This is a genomic window from Rhodosalinus sp. K401, assembly GCF_041365735.1.
GTDB lineage: Bacteria > Pseudomonadota > Alphaproteobacteria > Rhodobacterales > Rhodobacteraceae > Rhodosalinus.
Window position 1 is genome coordinate 108,922 of sequence record NZ_JBGFSI010000001.1, and the last position, 17,990, is coordinate 126,911.

A 17,990-nucleotide genomic window follows, 5' to 3' on the forward strand; every position below is an offset into this window, starting at 1 on the left:
CGCTCACTTCCCTTCGAATACCGACGGCAGCGACGCCGGCGCGCGCGTCAGGAAGCCCGGCATCGGCAGATCCTTCTCGCGCAGGAACTCGGGGTTGTAGAGCTTGGACTGGTAGCGGGTGCCGTAGTCGCACAGGATCGTCACGATGGTATGGCCCGGGCCCATCTCACGCGCCATGCGCATGGCGCCCGCCACGTTGACGCCCGAGGAACCCCCGAGGCACAGCCCCTCCTGCTCCAGCAGGTCGAAGACGACCGGCAGCGCCTCCTCGTCGGGGATCCGGTAGCAGAAATCGGGCGTGAAGCCCTCGAGATTGGCGGTGATCCGCCCCTGCCCGATGCCTTCGGTGATCGAGCTGCCCTCGGCCTTGAACTCACCCGTGGTGTAGTAGCTGTAAAGCGCCGCGCCCATCGGGTCGGCAAGGCCCATCTTGACGCCCCTCGACTGCAACGCCTCTGCCACGCCTGCCAGCGTGCCGCCCGAGCCCACCGCGCAGATGAAGCCGTCGACCTTCCCCTCGGTCTGCGCCCAGACCTCGGGCCCGGTGCTCTCCACATGGGCCTGGCGGTTGGCGGTGTTGTCGAACTGGTTGGCCCAGATGGCGCCCTGCGGTTCCGACTGCGCCAGCCGTTCGGCCAGGCGGCCGGAATAGCGGACGTAGTTGTCCGGGTTGCGGTAGGGCGCGGCCGGGACCTCCACCAGCTCCGCCCCCGCAAGGCGGATCATGTCCTTCTTTTCCTGGCTCTGGGTTTCGGGGATCACGATGACGGTGCGAAAGCCCATCGAGGCGCCCACCAGCGCAAGCCCGATGCCGGTGTTGCCCGCCGTGCCCTCGACGATGGTGCCCCCGGGGCCGAGCGCGCCCCGCTCCACCGCGTCGCGGATGATCCAGAGCGCCGCGCGGTCCTTGACCGACTGGCCGGGGTTCATGAACTCGGCCTTGCCCCAGATCTCACAGCCGGTGGCCTCGCTCGGGCCGTGGAGCCGGATGAGCGGCGTATTTCCGATCGCATCGGCGAGATTCCCGGCCACGCGCATGAGGCACCCTCCCTTCACGCTGTTTCGCCCTGTCTATGGGCGGCTCGCCGCGAACTCAAGCGGCCCCGAAGATCACGCCTGCGTGCGCAGACGCGCCCGGTGCCGCGCCAGCCAGTAAAGCGCCAGCAGAAGCGGACCGACATCGAGCTCCGCGGCCTCGGCGAGCGCCATCGCGGTCTCGAACGGCATCACGTGGCGGCGGATGTCCTCCGCCTCGTCGTCGAGCCCGCCGGTGCCCTCGACCCGCTCGGGCAGGCGGCAGATCCCGACATAGACGTGGAAGTATTCGGTGGTGCTGCCGGGGCTGGGATAGTTGCGTGACACGAATTCAAGCCGGTCGAAGGACAGGCCGGCCTCTTCCGCGCCCTCGCGCAGGGCGGCCTGCTCGGGCGTCTCGCCGCCATCCACGCGCCCGGCCACCGGTTCAAGGCACCAGGGCCGGGGATCGCCGCGGAAATACGGGGCCGGCCGGAACTGTTCCAGCAGCATCACCCGGTCCGAGACCGGATCGTAGGGCAGCACGATCGCGGCATCGGTGCCCATCAGCGCCGCGCGCGTCACCACCGGGCCGTAACCGCCCTCGAAGCGCGGGTAGGAAAGGTCGCGCTCCTCGACCGAATAGAACCGCGCGTAGGGGATGCGGCGCGCCGTCTCGCGCACGGTGTCCGCGCCGAAGCCCTGCGGGGCGCGATCCGGCGCGGGCGCCTCAAGCGCGTTCAACCGGGCCTGCGCGCGGGCGCGGATCATCGGAAGCATCGCCGCGACGCTGTCGGCGTCCCGCTGCTCGCGGTGGATCATCACCTCCTCGGCGGCCGCCACGCTGAGCGCGCCCCACCGCGCGGCCCACGCGTCGAGGCGGAAAGGCGCGCCCGGCGTCCAGCGCCCCGGCGGGCAGGCATAAACCTCGGCCCTGCGCGGCCCCTGCCCCGTCTCGACCGTCACCTGCCGGCGCGCGAAATCGAAGCCGCCCTCGTAGAAATCGAGCCGGGCGCGCCCCTCCGCCGAGAGCCGCTCAAGCAGAAGCCCCTCGGCCCGGGCGCCCGGCTCCTCCAGCAGCATCGGGAAGGGTTCGTCCTCGACCCGACGCACCGCGTGGTCGTGAAGCGCGGCGGGCACGGCGCCCGCGTCCCCGGCGGGCGCGCCCAGCACCGTTTCGAGCAGGGGCGGATGGCGCAGCGTTCCGTAAAGGAAAAGCGGCGCGCTCATCGCCAGCGGCGCGACGCGAATTCCGCGACGAGCCCCGACAGAAGCGCCCCGGCAAGCAGGGTCCAGATCACCTGCCCGTCAAGCAGGTAGGCGCCGTATTCGACCAGAAGTTCGAAGACCGCCGCGATCGCCTCCATCGGGCCGTCGTAGACCCGGCGCAGCGACAGCCGCACCATCTCGTTCACCGCTTGCAGGAACAGCGCCCAGAACACCAGCGCCGCACCCCCGGTCAGCCCGTTGCCGATCGCGGCCGAGTAGCCGCGCCCGGCGCGGCTGCCGACCACGATCCAGCCGCAGAGCGCGCCCAGCACCGTGTTGATCAGCGTCAGCCAGCCGAAATCCATCTCCTGCTCGATGACGGATTTCACGATTTCCGAGGCCAGGAATCCCGTCGCGGCGAGGATCAGGGCGGCGACGAGACGCGCGGCGGTCGGCATCAGACAGGCCTTCGGATCGAGATCTGCGTGACGTCACAGATACCGCTGTGAAACAGCGCCGCGCAAGAGGTGAGGTAATAGTTCCACATCCGGCGGAAGCGGTCGTCGAACCCGGTGGCCGCGATCCGGTCCCATTGCGCGTTGAACGTCTCGTGCCACCGCCGCAGCGTCAGGCTGTAGCTTTCGCCGAATTCGCGGCTGTCGTCGAAGGCCAGACCTGCACGTTCCACCTGCTGGCGCAGCACCGTGGGCGATGGCAGCATGCCCCCCGGGAAGATGTATTTCTGGATGAAATCGACGCTCTTGCGGTAGCTCTCCCAGCGGCGGTCCTCAACGGTGATGATCTGCAGACCCGCCGAGCGTCCGGGCTTGAGCCGCTCGCGCACCGTATCGAAGTAGACCGGCCAGTAACGCTCGCCCACCGCCTCGAACATCTCGATCGACGCGACCCCGTCGAACTGCCCGCGGATGTCGCGGTAATCCTCGAGCCGGAATTGCACGCGGTCGGAAAGCCCTGCCTTCGCGATCCTTTGCTGGGCGTAGTTGAACTGTTCCCGGCTGATCGTGACCCCGGTCACGCGCAGGCCCCGCTCGCGCGCGGCGTATTCCGCGAAACCGCCCCAGCCGCACCCGATCTCGAGGACGTGCTCGCCGGGCTTCACGCCGATGCTGTCCACCAGCGCGGCGTATTTTGCCTCCTGCGCGCGCTCGGTGCTTTCCTGGCCCGTCTCGAAGAGCGCCGAGGAATAGGTCATCGTGTCATCGAGCCAGAGCGCGTAGAAATCGTTGCCGAGATCGTAATGGGCGGATATGTTCCGCCGCGCCTGCCGCTTCGTGTTGGACTGAAGCCAGAAGCGCAGCCGCTCCAGCGCGCGCACCAGTCCAATGCCGGGAAAACCGTCGTAGACGACATCATTATCGTTGTGCACGAGGTCCATGAAGGCCTGAAGGTCCGGCGTGCTCCATCCGCCCTCGAAATAGGCCTCGGCGAAGCCCAGGTCGCCGTCGCGCAGAAGGCGCGCGAAGATGTCCGGGTCATGGACATGCAGTTCGGCCACCGGGCCCGGGTTGCGCCCCTCTGCGCGAAAGCGTCGCCCGTCCGGCAGCACGAAATCGGCGCGCCCGTTGTTCATCCGGCAGGCCATGGCGAACACCCGCGCGAAATAGAGCGGCAGGCCGGTCTGGCCCTCGGTGGTGGTCAGGATCATGCGCGTCTCCATCGGGGATTATCCGGAACAGCTATGCCGAAACAGGCCGAAGCGGCAAGCGCGGGCATGTGGATACCGGTCAGAAATCCTTGTTTTCATAGGCTTCCAGGGCAATCTTGCGCCCTTCGGAGGCATCGACCACCGGATCGGGATAGTCGTCGTCCGGCGAAAGCGCCCAGGATCGCGGCACGGCGTCGAAATAGGCCAGCGCATCGGCCGGCGGGTCGTCCTGACCCTCCGCGATCCAGCGGCGCAGATAGGCACCGTCGGGATCGAACCGCTTGGCCTGCGTGAGCGGGTTGAAGACCCGGAAATAGGGCGTGGCGTCGGGGCCGGAGCCCGCGGACCACTGCCATCCCATCGCGTTGGAGGCCGGGTCCCAGTCGATCAGGTGCTCCTCGAACCAGCGCATCCCGATCTTCCAGTGCGTCAGCAGGTGCTTGGTGAGATAGCTCGCCACGACCATCCGGGCGCGGTTGTGCATCCGCCCCGTCACATACATCTCGCGCTGGCCGGCATCGACGAAGGGAATGCCGGTACGCCCGCGGCGCCAGGCGGTCACGCGCGGATCGTCCTCGTCCTCGTTCCAGGGAAAGGCATCCCACTCTTCCCGCCAGTTCGAGGTTGCGAGGCGCGGGGTGTGATGGAGCAGGTGATAGGCGAACTCGCGCCAGACGAGCTCCTTCATGAAGGTTTCCGCGCCCGGTTTGCCCTCCTCGCGGGCGCGGATCGCGGCGTGCCAGCACTGATGCGGGCCGATCTCGCCCAGCGAGAGGTTCTCGGACAGCGCCGATGTGCCGTCCTCGGCGGGCAGATCGCGGCTGTCGTCGTAGCCCGCCACGATCCCGTCCATGAACTGCGCGAGCCGGTCGCGCGCGGCGGCCTCGCCCACGCGGGCGAAGCGCGCCACCACCTCCGCGCCGCGCCTCATGGCGCGCCCCAGTTCCCAGTCCGAAAGGCTTTCGCTTTCGGGCCAGGCGTCCGGGGCCGGCACACGGCCCGGTGCGGGGTGCGGCGCGTCCACGTCGCGGCCCGACACGGCGCGCCAGAAGGGCGTGTAGACCTTGTAAAAGCTGCCCTGCCCCGTCTCCACGGTCCAGGGCTCGAACATCAGGTGGCCGCCGAAGCTGCGCGCCTCCATCCCGTCCTCGCGGAGCGCCGCCTTGACCTCCTTGTCGCGCGCCACGCTGTCGGCATCATAGGCGCGCGTCCACCAGACCGCGGCGGCCCCCGTCTCGGCGGCGAGGGCCCGCAGCACGGGCAGCGCGGCGCCGGCGCGCAGAACGAGGCGGCTGCCGGCATCCTGCAACTCCGCCGCGAAGCGTTCCAGCCCGAGGCCGAGGCGGAACTTCGGCGCGGCGCCAAGCCGATCGACGAGATCGTCCCGCAGGAAGACCGGGATCACCGGCCGCCGCGACGACACGGCGGCGTGAAGCGCGGGGTGATCGGCCATCCGCAGGTCGCGGCGAAACCACAGAATGATGGGCGCGTTGTCGCTCAAGACGCTCTCCGGCTCAGGTCAGAGCGGGAACATAGCCCGCGCGGGGCGGGATCAAAGGGCCGCGTCGAGCGCGGCGATCAGGCGGTCGACCTCCTCCGCTGTGGTGTAGTGCACGAAGCTCACGCGCAGCACCCCGTGTTCGGGATCGATCCCCATCGCGCGAAGCGGCCGGTGGGCGTAGAAATCCCCGCCGCCGGCCATGATGCCGTGCGGCGCAAGCCGCGCGGCCGCCTCCGCGCCCGGCCGCTCCAGCGCCACCGCGACCGTGGGCGCCCGCGCTTCGGCGCGGGCCGGACCCAGAAGGCGCATGTCGTCGCGCCCGGCCACGTGATCGAGCAGCGGCTGAAGAAGCGCCGTCTCGTGGGCGCGGAAAAGATCGTGCACCGCGGCGGCGCGATCGGCCGCGCGCTCCGCGGTCACGCCGTGATGGGCGGCGAGCGCGTCCCAGTAATCCGCGATCCCGGCGCAGGCCGCCACCTGCGCATGATCCGGCCCGGCGGGAACGAAGCGTTTCTCGGGAACGTCCGCGTTGAAATGATGCCCCTGCACCGGCAGCAATTGCGCGAGCGCGCGCCGGATCACCATGGCGCCCTGGTGCGGCCCGTAGGTCTTGTAGGTCGAGAAGAGGTAGATGTCGGGTCCCAGCCGGCCCACATCGGGCAGCCCGTGGGGCGCATAGCTCACCCCGTCCACGCAGACGAAGGCGCCGGCGGCATGGGCGATGGCGCTGATCTCCACCACGGGGTTCACCTCGCCCACCACGTTCGAGCAGTGCGGGAAGCAGACGAGCCGCACCTTCTCGTCGAGCAATGCGGCCAGATCGTCGGGGTCGAGCCGTCCGGTTTCGGGGTCGACAGCCCATTCGCGGATCTCGAAGCCCTCCTCGGCCAGGCGCCGCCACGGGCCGGAATTGGCCTCGTGGTCCTGGTCGGTGACGACGATCGCCTCGCCCTTGTCCATGAACCCCGCGAAAGCGCGCGCGAGCACATAGGCGTTCTGGGTGGTGGAGGGCCCGAAGGACAGCTCGTCCTCGCCGACACCCAGCAGGGCGGCCATGCGGCCGCGCGCCTCGTCCATCTCCTCGCCCGCCAGCCGGCTTGCCTCGAACGGGGCGTAGGGTTGAACCTTGCGCGCCCGGTAGAACCGCGTGAGGCGCTCGATCACCGGGGCGCAGGCGTAGGACCCGCCCGCGTTCTCGAAGAACGCCTGACCCTCGAGCGAGGGCTCGGCGAAGGCGGGAAACTGCGCCCGCGCGAAATCCACATCCAGCATCATGGGGCGCACTCAAAGCGTGTCGGGCGCGCACCGTCAAGCGCGCGCCCGATCCTTGTTCTCAGCCGGGTCCTGTCTCGGGCCCGGCGATGCCGGGCGGGACGCGAGGGGACGAACGCCCCCTCGCGTCATGTCTCAGCCCCGGGGCTCGGACATGAGCCCGCGAAGGATCGCGTAGCAGATCATCAGCAGGATCAGCGTGAAGGGCAGACCGGTGGAAATCACCATCGCCTGCAAGGCCGTCAGCCCCCCGCCGACAAGCAGCGCGATCGCCACGAGCCCCTCGAAGGTGCACCAGAACACCCGCTGCGGCACCGGCGCGTCGACCTTGCCGCCGGCGGTGATCGTGTCGATCACGAGGCTGCCGGAGTCCGACGAGGTGACGAAGAACACGATCACGAGCACGATCCCGATGGTCGAGGTGATCGCCGCCAGAGGCAGGCTTTCCAGCATCGCGAAGAGCGAAAGTTCAGGCGAATAGCTGTCGATCACGTTCGCCTTCACCGCGCTGGTGTCGGGGTTCGCGATCATGTCGCTGATCGCCGAACCGCCGAAGACCGCCATCCACAGGATGCAGACAAGCGACGGGATGATCAGCACGCAGGTGATGAATTCGCGCACCGTGCGGCCGCGGCTGACCCGCGCGATGAACATGCCCACGAAGGGCGACCAGCTGATCCACCAGGCCCAGTAGAAGGCCGTCCAGCCCTGCATGTAGCCGGTGTCCTCGCGCCCGAACGGGTTCGACAGCGGCACGACCTCGCGCGCATAGGCGCCAAGACCCGCGACGAATTCCGAAAGGATCGTCGCCGCGCCGGCCGTGAACAGCACAAAGATCAGCAGCAGCGTCGCGATGCCCATGTTGATCTCGGACAGCACCTTCACGCCGCCGTCGAGGCCGCGCAGCACCGAGATGAGCGCGATGCCCGTGATCGCGACGATCAGGAACACCTGGAAGCCGACGCTGCCCGGATCCTCGGGGAAGCCGTAGACGTAGGACATGCCCGCGGCCGCCTGCTGCGCCCCGATGCCGAGCGACGTGGCAAGGCCGAAGAGCGTGGCGAAAACGGCCAGCGTGTCGATCGTGTGGCCCCACCAGCCCCAGACGCGCTCTCCGAGGATCGGGTAGAAGGCCGAGCGGATCGAGAGCGGAAGGCCCTTGTTGTAGGAGAAGAGCGCCAGTGCGAGGGCCACCACGGCGTAGATCGCCCACGGATGCAGCGCCCAGTGATAGGACGTGGCCGCAAGCGCCATGCGCCGCGCCTCCTCGACGTTGGCGGCGATCAGGTTGCCATCGTCGTCGAAGGGTCGGACGGTGCCGAGTGGCGCATCCCCCCAGGGCGTGCCGAAGTAATAGGCGGGCTCGAGCACGCCGAAGAACATCAGCCCGATCCCCATGCCGGCGGCGAACAGCATCGCGAACCAGCCGAGATACCCGTAATCCGGCGTGGCCTCCGCCCCGCCGAGGCGTACAGCCCCCCAGGGCGACACGATCAGGAACAGGCAGAAGATCACGAAGACGTTCGCCGAAAGCAGGAAGAACCAGTCGAAGGTCGAGGTGAGCTGCGGGCGCAGCCAGCCGAAGAAGTCCGAAGCCTGCTGCGGCAGGATCAGCGCATAGGCCACGAAGGCCACCACGACGAGGCCCGAGATCACGAAGACCGGGTTGTGAATGTCGAAACCGAAGGGACCGACCTTCCCTTCGATGTTGTCCTGACCGATCTCGTATTCGGTCTCGATGATGTCCGATTCGCCTTCCGGCGCGGGGACACCCTGACTTGTTTCGTCGGCCATTTCCGGCCTCCCTTGGTTGATGTCGTTTCTTGCCGACCGGCCACGCGTCCGCGTGGCCGTGCCGCCCTTAGCGGACGAGGAAGACGGACGCTTTCGCATGCTCCGCCACGTAGCCGCCATTCGACGGCCAGACGTAGTCGCTGAAATTGGGCGGATGGGTCGCCATCACGACGAGGTCCGCTCCGGTCTCGTCCACCGCCTTGAGAAGCGTGGGATCGAGGTCGATGGTCGGATCATGGCTCGTCAGCGCATGGGACGACGTTTCGATCCCGTGCGTGTCGGCCTGTTCCTTCGCGAACGCCTCGAGCTTCTGCGCGAACTCCTGCGGCGTGTGGGCGATCTTGCTGGGCTGCCCGGTCGTCACGGCGACATAGACCACCTGCGCCTTGTAATGCGTGGCAAGGTCGGCCGCGCATTGCAGCGTCTTCTCCAGCGTTTCGACATGGGCCAGGTCCACTGGCGTCATGATCTTGCTAAACACGTCGTCACTCCCTCCTGTGCGCGCCGTGGCAGAAACCGGCAACGGCCCTCGGGCAGGCGCTGACCGGCGCGTCGCGTATCGTGTGGACCCGCAGCCTTGGCTGCGTGGATCTTGAGACATAAACGTTAGCGCGTTCTGGCCGCGGAAAGCAAACCGCGTTCCGCGGCCCTGATCAAAAAAACGCGCAAGTCGAACCGTCGGCGTTATTGACTTTTCAACGCCTTGCGACCCCGTCGCGTCTTGCGGCCCATGTGCGCGCCTAAAGATCGATCACCACCCGGCCCTTGACGCGCCCGGCGAGGATCTCGGCGCCGAGGCGCGGCAGATCCTCTAGGCCGGCCGGCTCGATCATCGCCTCCAGCTTTTCCATGGGCAGATCGCGCGCGATTCGCTCCCAGGCGCGCACCCGGTTGTCGTAGGGCTGCAGGACCGAATCGATTCCCAGCAGGTTCACCCCGCGCAGGATGAACGGCGTGACGAGCGCCCCCTCGATCGCCGCGCCGCCGGCAAGCCCCACGGCCGCGACCGAGGCGCCGTATTTCATCTGCTTGAGCACACGTCCCAGCATGGGCCCGGCCACGGCGTCCACGCAGCCCGCCCAGCGTTCAGACTCGAGCGGCTTGCGCGTCACCTCGGTCAGTTCCTCGCGCGGCACCACCTCCGTCGCGCCGAGACCCCTGAGATAGTCGGCCTGCTCCGGCCGGCCGGTGACGGCCGCCACCTCACGCCCGAGGCGCGCCAGGATCGCCGTGGCGACCGACCCCACGCCCCCCGCCGCGCCCGTCACCAGCACGGGCCCGTGATGGTCGGCGAGCCCGTTATCCTCGAGCGCCTGGATCGCCAGCATCGCGGTCAGGCCCGCGGTGCCCACCGCCATGGCCTGCCGCGTCGTCATGCCCTCGGGCAGCGGCACCAGCCAGTCGGCCTTCACCCGAGCCTTCTGCGCGTAACCGCCCCAATGGGCCTCGCCCACGCGCCATCCGGTCAGCACCACCTTGTCGCCGGGCTTGTAGCGCGCGTCCGAAGAGGCCTCGACGGTGCCGGCGAAATCGATGCCCGGCACATGGGGATAGTGCCGCACGAGGCCGCCGCCCGGGCCGATGCACAGCCCGTCCTTGTAGTTGAGCGTCGAATGCTCGACGGCGACCGTGACCTCGGCGTCGGGCAGATCGCTCTCGGAAAGCTGCTTCACCTCGGCATGGGTCTTGCCCGTGTCCTCGTCCTTCTCCACCACCAGCGCGTCGAACATCGGTCTCTTCCTCCTTCGCGGGGCGCGATGCCCCCGGGGTTTCACGTGAGAGGCCCCGCCGGGCCCCGTCGCGTCACCCTGCGCCACGGGGGCGCTCGAAGCCAAGGCCCCTCTTTCGGCAGAAGGCAGGGATCGGCGGGCGCGGTCGCATGTCCCGCCGTGATCGGCTGGGCGTGGATGACCGAGGGCGGCGGGTCGCGTGCGCGGGACGGGGCGGCGGAATCCCCCTTCAAATGCCCGCCGCGCGCCCCTATATTGGCCGTGTCTCGCAAGAGACTATGGACATAAACGCGCGCGGAATAAGCGGTTCGGACCCGGGGGCGGTACCCGGCGGCTCCACCATAACCCTGCCTCGTTGGGGCGGACACGAGGGGCCGAAACAGGATCGACGAACGTGTAAAGGCGTGGCTTTGTCCCGGTGAGGTACCACCGTTATCGGTCCGTAACGCATAGTTGCCAACGACAACCGTGCTCCGGTCGCGCTCGCTGCGTAAGCAGCGCGCAAGACCGAAACTTAAGTCCTAGCCTCTAGCAGGGTTAGGCGGGGTTCGCAGGCACCTGGCAACAGAAGCCTGCACTCTCCCCCTTTCCGCAGCGGCCCGCGCACCTTCTGCGACCCGGACTGCCCCTTTCGAGGCCCCCGAAGGCCCGCCTGCGCGCCGCTGGGGCGCGAACACACGCGTGCCCTTCCGTTTCTGTCCGAATCCCTTATGGTCAAGGCGAAACCGAGCCGGGCAGAGGCCATGACCGACAGCATCGACTACGGCAAGCTCATGCACAACGCCATGCGCGGGCTGATCCGCGAGGTTCTCTCGGTCGTGGCCGAGCACGGGCTGCCCGGCGAACACCATTTCTTCATCACCTTCGACACGCGTCACGCCGACGTCGATATCGCGCCTTGGCTCTGCGAGCGGTATCCCGACGAGATGACCATCGTCATGCAGCAATGGTTCGACGCGCTTCAGGTCGGCGAGGACGGCTTTGCGGTCACGCTGAACTTCGGCGATCAGCCCGAGCGCCTTCACGTCCCCTACGACGCGATCCTGACCTTCGTGGACCCTTCGGTAGAGTTCGGCCTGCGCTTCGAGGCGCACGCGGAACCCGAGGCGTCCGAAGGCGGCGAGGAAGAGGCACCCCACCTCGCGGGCGAGGAAGACGGCGCGGCGGACATCCACGTGGCCGAACCGGAAGACGCGCCGAAGAAGGACGCGGACGTCGTCAGCCTCGACAAGTTCAGGAAGTAGCCGCGGCGTTGTCTTGCGCGGCGGGGGCAGCTAAAGGTATGCGACCGCATGCCAGAGGAGCCCGCGCATGACCGACACCCGCACCGAGAGCGACAGTTTCGGCCCCCTCGCAGTGCCCGCCGACAGGTATTGGGGCGCGCAGACCCAGCGATCGATCATGAACTTCCCGATCGGCTGGGAGCGTCAGCCCGTGGCGATCGTCCGTGCCTTGGGCGTCGTCAAGCGCGCCTGCGCCGAGGCGAACAGGGCCAGCGGCAAGCTCGACGCGCGCCTCGCCGACGCGATCATCGCCGCCGCGCAGGAGGTGATCGACGGCAAGCTCGACGACAATTTCCCCCTCGTGGTCTGGCAGACGGGCTCGGGCACGCAGTCCAACATGAACGCCAACGAGGTGATCGCCAACCGCGCCATCGAGATGCTGGGCGGCGAAATCGGCTCAAAGACCCCGGTGCACCCGAACGATCACTGCAACATGGGCCAGTCGTCGAACGACACCTTCCCCACGGCCATGCACATCGCAGCGGCGACGACTGTGCACGACACGCTTCTGCCCGGGCTGGAGAAGCTCGCGGAGGGGCTGGAAGCCAAGTCCGAAGAGTTCAGGGACATCATCAAGATCGGCCGCACCCATACGCAGGACGCGACACCGCTGACGCTGGGCCAGGAGTTCTCGGGCTACGCGCACCAGGTCCGGAAAGGGATCGAGCGGATCAGGCTGGCACTGCCCGGCATCTACGAGCTGGCGCAGGGCGGCACGGCCGTGGGCACGGGGCTCAACACCGCCATTGGCTGGGACACGACGGTGGCGGCCAACATCGCGGCCATCACCGGCCTGCCCTTCGTCACCGCGCCCAACAAGTTCGAGGCGCTGGCCGCCCATGACGCGATGGTCTTCATGTCCGGCGCGATCAAGACGGCGGCGATGGCCTGCTACAAGATCGCCAACGACATGCGCTTCCTTGGGAGCGGCCCGCGCTCGGGGCTGGGCGAGCTGATCCTGCCCGAGAACGAGCCGGGATCCTCGATCATGCCCGGAAAGGTGAACCCGACCCAGGCCGAGGCGCTCACGCAGGTCTGCGCGCATGTCCTCGGCAACGACGCGGCGATCTCCTTCGCGGGCAGCCAGGGCCATTTCGAGCTCAACGTCTACAACCCGATGATGGCCTACAACCTGCTGCAATCCATGACGCTTCTGGGCCAGGCGGCCGACAGTTTCACCGAGCGGATGCTCATGGGCACGACGGCGAATGTCGAACGGATCGACAAGTTGATGCGGGAAAGCCTGATGCTCGTCACGGCGCTCGCCCCCGAGATCGGCTACGACAACGCCACGACGGTGGCCAAGACGGCGCACAGGAACGGCACCACGCTGCGTGAGGAGGCGGTGCGCCTCGGCTTCGTGGACGAGGAGACCTTCGACCGCGTGGTGCGCCCCGAAGAGATGATCGGGCCGAAATGACGACGCCGGTGAACCTCAACCGCTACCGCAAGGCCAGGGCGCGGACAGAGGCGAAGGCCCGCGCCGACGAGAACGCGGTGAAGTTCGGGCGCACGAAGGCCGAGAAGGAGGCCGCCCGCGCCGAAGCCGAGCGGATCGTCCGGGCGCTCGAGGGGCTGAAACGCGAGGAATGAGCGCGCGGCCCGTCAAGCGCTCGCTGACGCTGCGGGGCCACCGCACCTCGGTGTCGCTCGAGGAGGAGTTCTGGCGCGCCTTCCGCGAGATCGCGGCCGAACGCGGGCAGAGCGTGAACGGCCTCGCCGCCGAGATCGACGCGGCACGCGGGCTGGAGACGGGGCTCGCCTCGGCCATCCGCGTCCATGTTCTGGAACACTACCGGCAGAAGGCGCGCGACGGCTGATCGTGCCGGCCGGCCCCGCTCAGACAGAGGCGCGGTAGATCTTGTCGATGTTCGCGCCGAGGGCCGCCTCGAACTCCGCGTCCGACATCTGCTTCGTCAGCCCCTCGGTGAGCGCGCGCGAGAAGGAGGCGATCATCCCGGTGTTCCGCGCGAGCCGCGCGCAAGCGTCCTCGGTGGAGTAGCCGCCCGAAAGCGCCACGACGCGCAGTACGCGCGGATGGGCGACGAAGGGCGCGTAAAGATCGTCCTGCGACGGGATCGTGAGCTTCAGCATCACCGGCGCCTCGCCGGGCAGCGCGTCGAGATGCGCGGCGATGCGGTCGCGCAGGATCGCCTCCGCCTCGGGTTTGGTCTGCGAATGGATGTCCACCTCGGGCTCCACGATCGGCACCAGCCCATGGGCCATGATCTGCCGCGCCACCTCGAACTGCTGGTCCACAACGGCCTCGATGCCGGCGGCGTCCGCCTCTTGGACGACCGAGCGCATCTTGGTCCCGAAGATGCGTTTTTTCACCGCCGCCTCCAGAAGCGCGTCGAGATCGGGCATCGGCTTCATGAGCTGCACACCCTCGGCCTTCTCCGCGAGGCCCTTGTCCACCTTGAGGAAGGGCACCACCCCGCGCTCCTGCCAGAGGTAGCCGGGCACGGGCTTGCCGCCCACCTCGCCGTTCATGGTCCGCTCGAAGAGGATCGCGCCCAGCACCTTGCGGCTGTCGAAATCCGGGGCCTGCATGATCCGCGCGCGCATGGCGTGGATCTCGGCGAACATCTCCTCCTCGCCGGAATAGGCGTCTTCCGGCACGCCGTAGAGGCGCAGCGCCTTGGGCGTGGAGCCGCCCGACTGGTCCAGCGCGGCGATGAAGCCCTGCCCCTCGGCGATCTGGCGGCGCTGCTCTGTCAGGCGGTCGGCGTCGGTCATCGGGGCTTCCTCCGGGCTCTTGCGGGTGTCGACGGGTCATGCCGCGCCGCCGCGCGCCCGTCAATCCCGGCGCCGCACCCGCAGCCAGATACCGTCGCGCGCGCGCACCGTCAGATGGGCCACCGGCACGGGCGGCGGGCGGTCGGCAAGCTCCACCCGGACATCGCGCAGCAGCCGCGACAGAAGCAGCACCCCTTCCATCATGGCAAAGCCCGCGCCGGTGCAGACCCGAGACCCCGCCGAGAACGGCATGTAGGCCACCCGCGCCGAGGCCCTGCCCTCTTCGGTCTCCCAGCGGGCGGGGTCGAACCCGTCCGGGTCGTCCCAGAGCCGCGTGTGCCGGTGCTGGTGCCAGGGCGACAGCACGATCTGCGCGCCGGGGGCCACGTCGCGGCCGCGGAAATGTTCGGGCCGCGTGGCCTCGCGCACCATCATCGGGACAGGCGGATAAAGGCGCAGCGTCTCGCGGAAGACGTCGCGCGCCACGCGAAGCCGCGAGACGCAGGCGAAATCAGGGGCGAGATGGGCGCGGGCCTCCTCGGCCACCTTGTCCTGCCAGTCGGGAAAGGCCGCCATGAGGTAGAGCGCCCAGGCCAGTGCCGAGGCCGAGGTCTCGTGGCCCGCGAGGAAGAAGATCGCGACCTGGTCCACCATCTCGGCCTCGGTGAAGGTCTCGCCCGTCTCGGGATCGCAGGTGGTCATGATCTTGGTGGCAAGGTCGTCCGGCGCCTCTCCCGCCGCGATGGCCTGCATCCGCCCGGCGGTGAGCTCGGCAAGAAGGGCGCGGATGGCGCGCGCGGCACGGCGCGTCCCGCCTCGATGACCGCGCGGCACCCAGCGCGGCAGGCGCAGGAAGGCGGCGGCGTTCAGAATGGGCTGGCTGCGCTGGTAGGCGCGGAACTCACGGAAGACCCGGGTGGCGATCCGGTCCTCGATCGGGATGGAAAAGAGCGTGCGAAAGATCACGTCGGCGGCCGCGTGGCTTGTTTCGGCTTCGATCTCGACAGTGTCGCCCGCCCGCGCGGCGAGCCGCGCCGCCGCCGCCTCGGCGGCATCCCACATCGCCGGGAAGGTCTCGCGCAGGCGCCCACCGTCGAAGGCCGGGTCGATGATCCGGCGCTGGCGCTTCCACGTGGCGCCGTTGGTGAGGAACACGCTCTCGCCCAGAAGCGGGGAGAGCCCTTCTGAGACGCGGCCGGATTTCGGGAAATCGTCCGGCCGCTCCTTCAGCACGAGGTCCACGAGGGCGGGATCGTTCACGAGGTAGGAGCGGAAGAAGGGCGTGCGGAACTCCGCCATCCAGGCGCTGTAGAGACGCGCGGGCTGCGCCGACAGGATGTCCTGCCGGAAGAGGCGCATGTAGCGCCAGAGCGAGACCCGCTCGGGCCGGGCGGCCGGTTTCGGCGGGATCATGCGGCCTGGCCGCGGTGGCCCGAGGCCGCGCGCTCGATCCGCGAGCGCGAGGGCCGCCGCCCGGCGAAGCGCTGCGCGAGCGTCTTCGGCCCGGCGGTGATGCGGAAATAGTCGTAGTCGCCCGGACGGTCGAAGGCGCAGAGATACTGGAAATGCAGCCGAAAGAACCGCCAGCGCAGCGCCTTCCAGCGGTCGGGCGACAGCGTCCGGGTGAAGGCCGCCGAGATCACCAGCGGCCAGCGCTTGCCCGGGGGTGCCACGCCCGAGACCGCGACGGGATCGCAGAGCGCGAAGGAACAGCCGTCGCCGGGCGCCGAGACGTCGACCCAGGTGATCTCGTCGCGCGCCGAGAGGAAGGCAAGGTCGGCGCGAAGGCGATCGGCGCCGGGCAGGAAGGAGACCATGGGCACGACCTGACCGAGGCTCAGGAAGGAGAGCGCGGAGCCGTCCGCGGGCACCCGGCCCTGCCGGACGAGGTCGGCGAGCGCGGAGACGGCGAGATGCGCGCCAGACGAATGGCCGACCACGAGCACCTCGTCCACATCCTCTGCGAGCGCCTCGGCGATCCGGTCGGCGAAATCGGCAAGCCGCGCCTCGAGCGCGGGCGGGGTCGCGCCGCGCCGCCGCGCCGAGAAGGCGAGATCGTGCATCAGGTAGTAGGCGAAAAGCTTGCCGTCCTTCGCGCGGAACCAGGCCAGCACCGCCCAGCCGGCCAGCCCGCCCGGCAGGGCGCCGGCAAGCGCGCCCCAGCCCTCCGCCCCGCCGGCGAGCGCCCAGAGCCGCGCCGCCGCCGCCAGGGCGAGCCACGCGGCCGCCACGGCGAGGGCGAGCTGGGCGAGAAGCATGGCGACCGGGTAGAAGCCCGCGATCACCGGCCCCTTGCGCAGCCGCATCAGCCGGAAGAGCGCGCCCGTGGAGATATACACCCAGGCCGTGCGCAGAAGCTGGGCGTAGGTGCCGGGGATGGAGTGCGACATGCTCTCCTGCACGATATCCGACCAGACGAGCACCTCGATCGCGGCCTCGCTCCGCGCGCCGTCCATCTCGGCCGTCACCTGCCAGCCAGGGGCCTGCCCGCCGCCCGGCAAGAGCGCGATGGTGTAGCCCGAGATCCCCGCCTGTCGCGCGGCCTCCTTGCGGTAGAGTTCGCGGTAGCGGCGCGGCGGAAAGGGATCGTAGCCGGGGATGTAGAACACCCGCCGGCGCGCCACCTTCCCCGCCTGAGCCGCGCGCATCGTCATGGATGTCGAGTGTAGCCGCCCATGCGGGCGAGAGTAAGGCCGCGCCGGGGCGTGGCCCTCAGCCGAGCGCGGCGAGCGCCGGGAAGGTTTCGAGCAGCCAGAACGAGAAGGCGGAGAAACCGCCCGTCAGCATCATGAGCCCGATGGTCCAGAGCAGAAGGCCCATCACCCTCTCGATCCGGTCCATGTGCCGCTTCATCCACGCCATGAGTCCGCCCATCCGCGGCAGGAAGGCCGCCACCAGCAAAAACGGCACCCCGAGCCCGATCGCGTAGACGGCAAGAAGGGTCGTGCCGCGCGCCACGTTCGCCTCGGACGCGGCGAGCGACAGGATCGCGCCCAGCTGAGGCCCGATACAGGGCGTCCAGCCGAAGGCAAAGGCAAGCCCAAGTATGTAGGCGCCGAAGGCCGTCCCCCCGTGATCGCCCGCGTCGATCCGCGCCTCCATGTCGAGAAAGCCCAGCCGGTAGACGCCCACGAAATGCGCCCCGAACGCCATCACCAGCAGTCCCGCCACGGTATTGAACCAGCCCTGGTAGGCCAGAAACACCTGCCCCACGGCGGAGGCGGTGAAGCCCAGGAAGAGGAAAACGGTCGACAGGCCCAGCACGAAGAAAAGCGCGGGGAAAAGGGCCCGGTTGCGCCCCTCGCCCGCGCTCAGCTCGGTCACCGTCACGCCGCTCATGTAGGCGAGGTAAGGCGGCACGATGGGCAGCACGCAGGGCGACAGGAAAGAGATGACGCCGGCGAACATGGCCACGAGCATCGCGGGCAGCAGGCTGGCGTCGATGATTTCTATTCCGAACATCGTTCCTCACATAGGCGATCGGCGCGGGGCCGTCACCCTCTGGGGCCTCACATCCGCGTGGACAGAACGGCGCAGGCCGCCTATGCCACCGCCATGACCGAGGAGCTGGACGCCCGCGGGCTCAAATGCCCGCTTCCCGTGCTGAAATTGCGCAAGCGCCTCGCGGCGCTGCCGCCCGGTGCGCGCCTGCGCCTGCTTGCCGACGACCCCGTCGCTGTGGTGGACGTTCCGCATTTCTGCCGCGAAGCCGGGCACAGCCTGGAAGAGACCGCCGAGGCGGACGGGGCGCAAAGCTACCTCATCCGCCGCGGCGACTGACA

General features: G+C 68.9%; 18 protein-coding genes and 1 other RNA gene. 6 read left to right on the top strand and 13 right to left on the bottom strand.

All coding sequences use genetic code 11. The annotated features are described in order from the left end of the window. Positions 1–3: 3 nt before the first annotated feature. From AB6A66_RS00545 to AB6A66_RS00585, 9 genes are all read right to left on the bottom strand, one after another. Positions 4–1,038, bottom strand: coding sequence for a cysteine synthase A (locus AB6A66_RS00545; protein WP_371054365.1), 1,035 nt, complete (start codon positions 1,036–1,038; stop codon positions 4–6). 72 nt (positions 1,039–1,110) lie between these two features. Continuing rightward, the gene (locus tag AB6A66_RS00550) at positions 1,111–2,244 is read right to left on the bottom strand and encodes an NUDIX domain-containing protein (RefSeq protein ID WP_371054366.1); all 1,134 of its coding nucleotides are present in this window, start codon (positions 2,242–2,244) and stop codon (positions 1,111–1,113) included. Continuing rightward, entirely contained in the window at positions 2,241–2,681 is a 441-nt protein-coding gene (locus AB6A66_RS00555) for a TrgA family protein (protein WP_371037666.1), read from the bottom strand. The genes AB6A66_RS00550 and AB6A66_RS00555 overlap by 4 nt, the downstream gene beginning before the upstream one ends. After that, positions 2,681–3,889, bottom strand: a complete 1,209-nt coding sequence (locus AB6A66_RS00560; RefSeq protein WP_371054367.1) for a class I SAM-dependent methyltransferase — start codon at positions 3,887–3,889, stop codon at positions 2,681–2,683. The genes AB6A66_RS00555 and AB6A66_RS00560 overlap by 1 nt, the downstream gene beginning before the upstream one ends. A 79-nt stretch (positions 3,890–3,968) precedes the next feature. Next, positions 3,969–5,390, bottom strand: coding sequence for a deoxyribodipyrimidine photo-lyase (locus AB6A66_RS00565; RefSeq protein ID WP_371054369.1), 1,422 nt, complete (start codon positions 5,388–5,390; stop codon positions 3,969–3,971). Between the two features lie 51 nt (positions 5,391–5,441). Next, a complete protein-coding gene (locus tag AB6A66_RS00570; protein WP_371054370.1) occupies positions 5,442–6,665 on the bottom strand; it encodes an aminotransferase class V-fold PLP-dependent enzyme in 1,224 nt (407 codons plus the stop codon). 132 nt (positions 6,666–6,797) lie between these two features. Beyond that, entirely contained in the window at positions 6,798–8,456 is a 1,659-nt protein-coding gene (locus AB6A66_RS00575; protein ID WP_371037670.1) for a BCCT family transporter, read from the bottom strand. A gap of 67 nt (positions 8,457–8,523) precedes the next feature. After that, positions 8,524–8,937 (bottom strand): universal stress protein, encoded by a 414-nt coding sequence (locus AB6A66_RS00580; protein WP_371054371.1) that lies wholly within the window; start codon positions 8,935–8,937, stop codon positions 8,524–8,526. A gap of 259 nt (positions 8,938–9,196) precedes the next feature. Continuing rightward, complete coding sequence (locus AB6A66_RS00585) at positions 9,197–10,186, bottom strand: MDR family oxidoreductase (RefSeq protein ID WP_371054372.1); 990 nt, start codon at positions 10,184–10,186, stop codon at positions 9,197–9,199. Between the two features lie 224 nt (positions 10,187–10,410). Between AB6A66_RS00585 and ssrA the strand changes: the two genes are divergently transcribed. The 5 genes from ssrA to AB6A66_RS00610 all read left to right on the top strand — a co-directional run bounded on the left by ssrA (position 10,411) and on the right by AB6A66_RS00610 (position 13,289). Further along, positions 10,411–10,765, top strand: a transfer-messenger RNA (tmRNA) gene (gene ssrA / locus AB6A66_RS00590). Between the two features lie 164 nt (positions 10,766–10,929). Continuing rightward, positions 10,930–11,430, top strand: coding sequence for an SspB family protein (locus tag AB6A66_RS00595; protein ID WP_371054373.1), 501 nt, complete (start codon positions 10,930–10,932; stop codon positions 11,428–11,430). Between the two features lie 67 nt (positions 11,431–11,497). Next, positions 11,498–12,889, top strand: coding sequence for a class II fumarate hydratase (fumC, locus tag AB6A66_RS00600; RefSeq protein ID WP_371054374.1), 1,392 nt, complete (start codon positions 11,498–11,500; stop codon positions 12,887–12,889). Further along, a complete protein-coding gene (locus AB6A66_RS00605) occupies positions 12,886–13,062 on the top strand; it encodes a DUF4169 family protein (RefSeq protein ID WP_371037675.1) in 177 nt (58 codons plus the stop codon). Before fumC ends, AB6A66_RS00605 begins: the two co-directional genes overlap by 4 nt. Beyond that, complete coding sequence (locus tag AB6A66_RS00610) at positions 13,059–13,289, top strand: ribbon-helix-helix domain-containing protein (RefSeq protein ID WP_371037676.1); 231 nt, start codon at positions 13,059–13,061, stop codon at positions 13,287–13,289. The genes AB6A66_RS00605 and AB6A66_RS00610 overlap by 4 nt, the downstream gene beginning before the upstream one ends. 19 nt (positions 13,290–13,308) lie before the next feature. Here AB6A66_RS00610 and AB6A66_RS00615 read toward each other — a convergent pair whose 3' ends face one another. From AB6A66_RS00615 to AB6A66_RS00630, 4 genes are read right to left on the bottom strand one after another with little or no spacing between them, the layout of a single operon-like run. Beyond that, positions 13,309–14,208 (bottom strand): fructose bisphosphate aldolase, encoded by a 900-nt coding sequence (locus AB6A66_RS00615; protein WP_371054375.1) that lies wholly within the window; start codon positions 14,206–14,208, stop codon positions 13,309–13,311. A 60-nt stretch (positions 14,209–14,268) separates the two neighbouring features. Then, entirely contained in the window at positions 14,269–15,621 is a 1,353-nt protein-coding gene (locus tag AB6A66_RS00620) for a cytochrome P450 (protein WP_371054376.1), read from the bottom strand. Beyond that, positions 15,618–16,862: a hypothetical protein gene (locus AB6A66_RS00625; protein WP_371054377.1), complete on the bottom strand. Its 1,245-nt coding sequence runs from the start codon at positions 16,860–16,862 to the stop codon at positions 15,618–15,620. Before AB6A66_RS00625 ends, AB6A66_RS00620 begins: the two co-directional genes overlap by 4 nt. 58 nt (positions 16,863–16,920) lie before the next feature. Beyond that, complete coding sequence (locus AB6A66_RS00630; protein ID WP_371037680.1) at positions 16,921–17,670, bottom strand: cytochrome c biogenesis CcdA family protein; 750 nt, start codon at positions 17,668–17,670, stop codon at positions 16,921–16,923. 93 nt (positions 17,671–17,763) lie between these two features. Here AB6A66_RS00630 and AB6A66_RS00635 point away from each other — a divergent pair, with 93 nt between their 5' ends. After that, positions 17,764–17,988, top strand: a complete 225-nt coding sequence (locus AB6A66_RS00635; protein WP_371037973.1) for a sulfurtransferase TusA family protein — start codon at positions 17,764–17,766, stop codon at positions 17,986–17,988. Positions 17,989–17,990 lie beyond the last annotated feature (2 nt).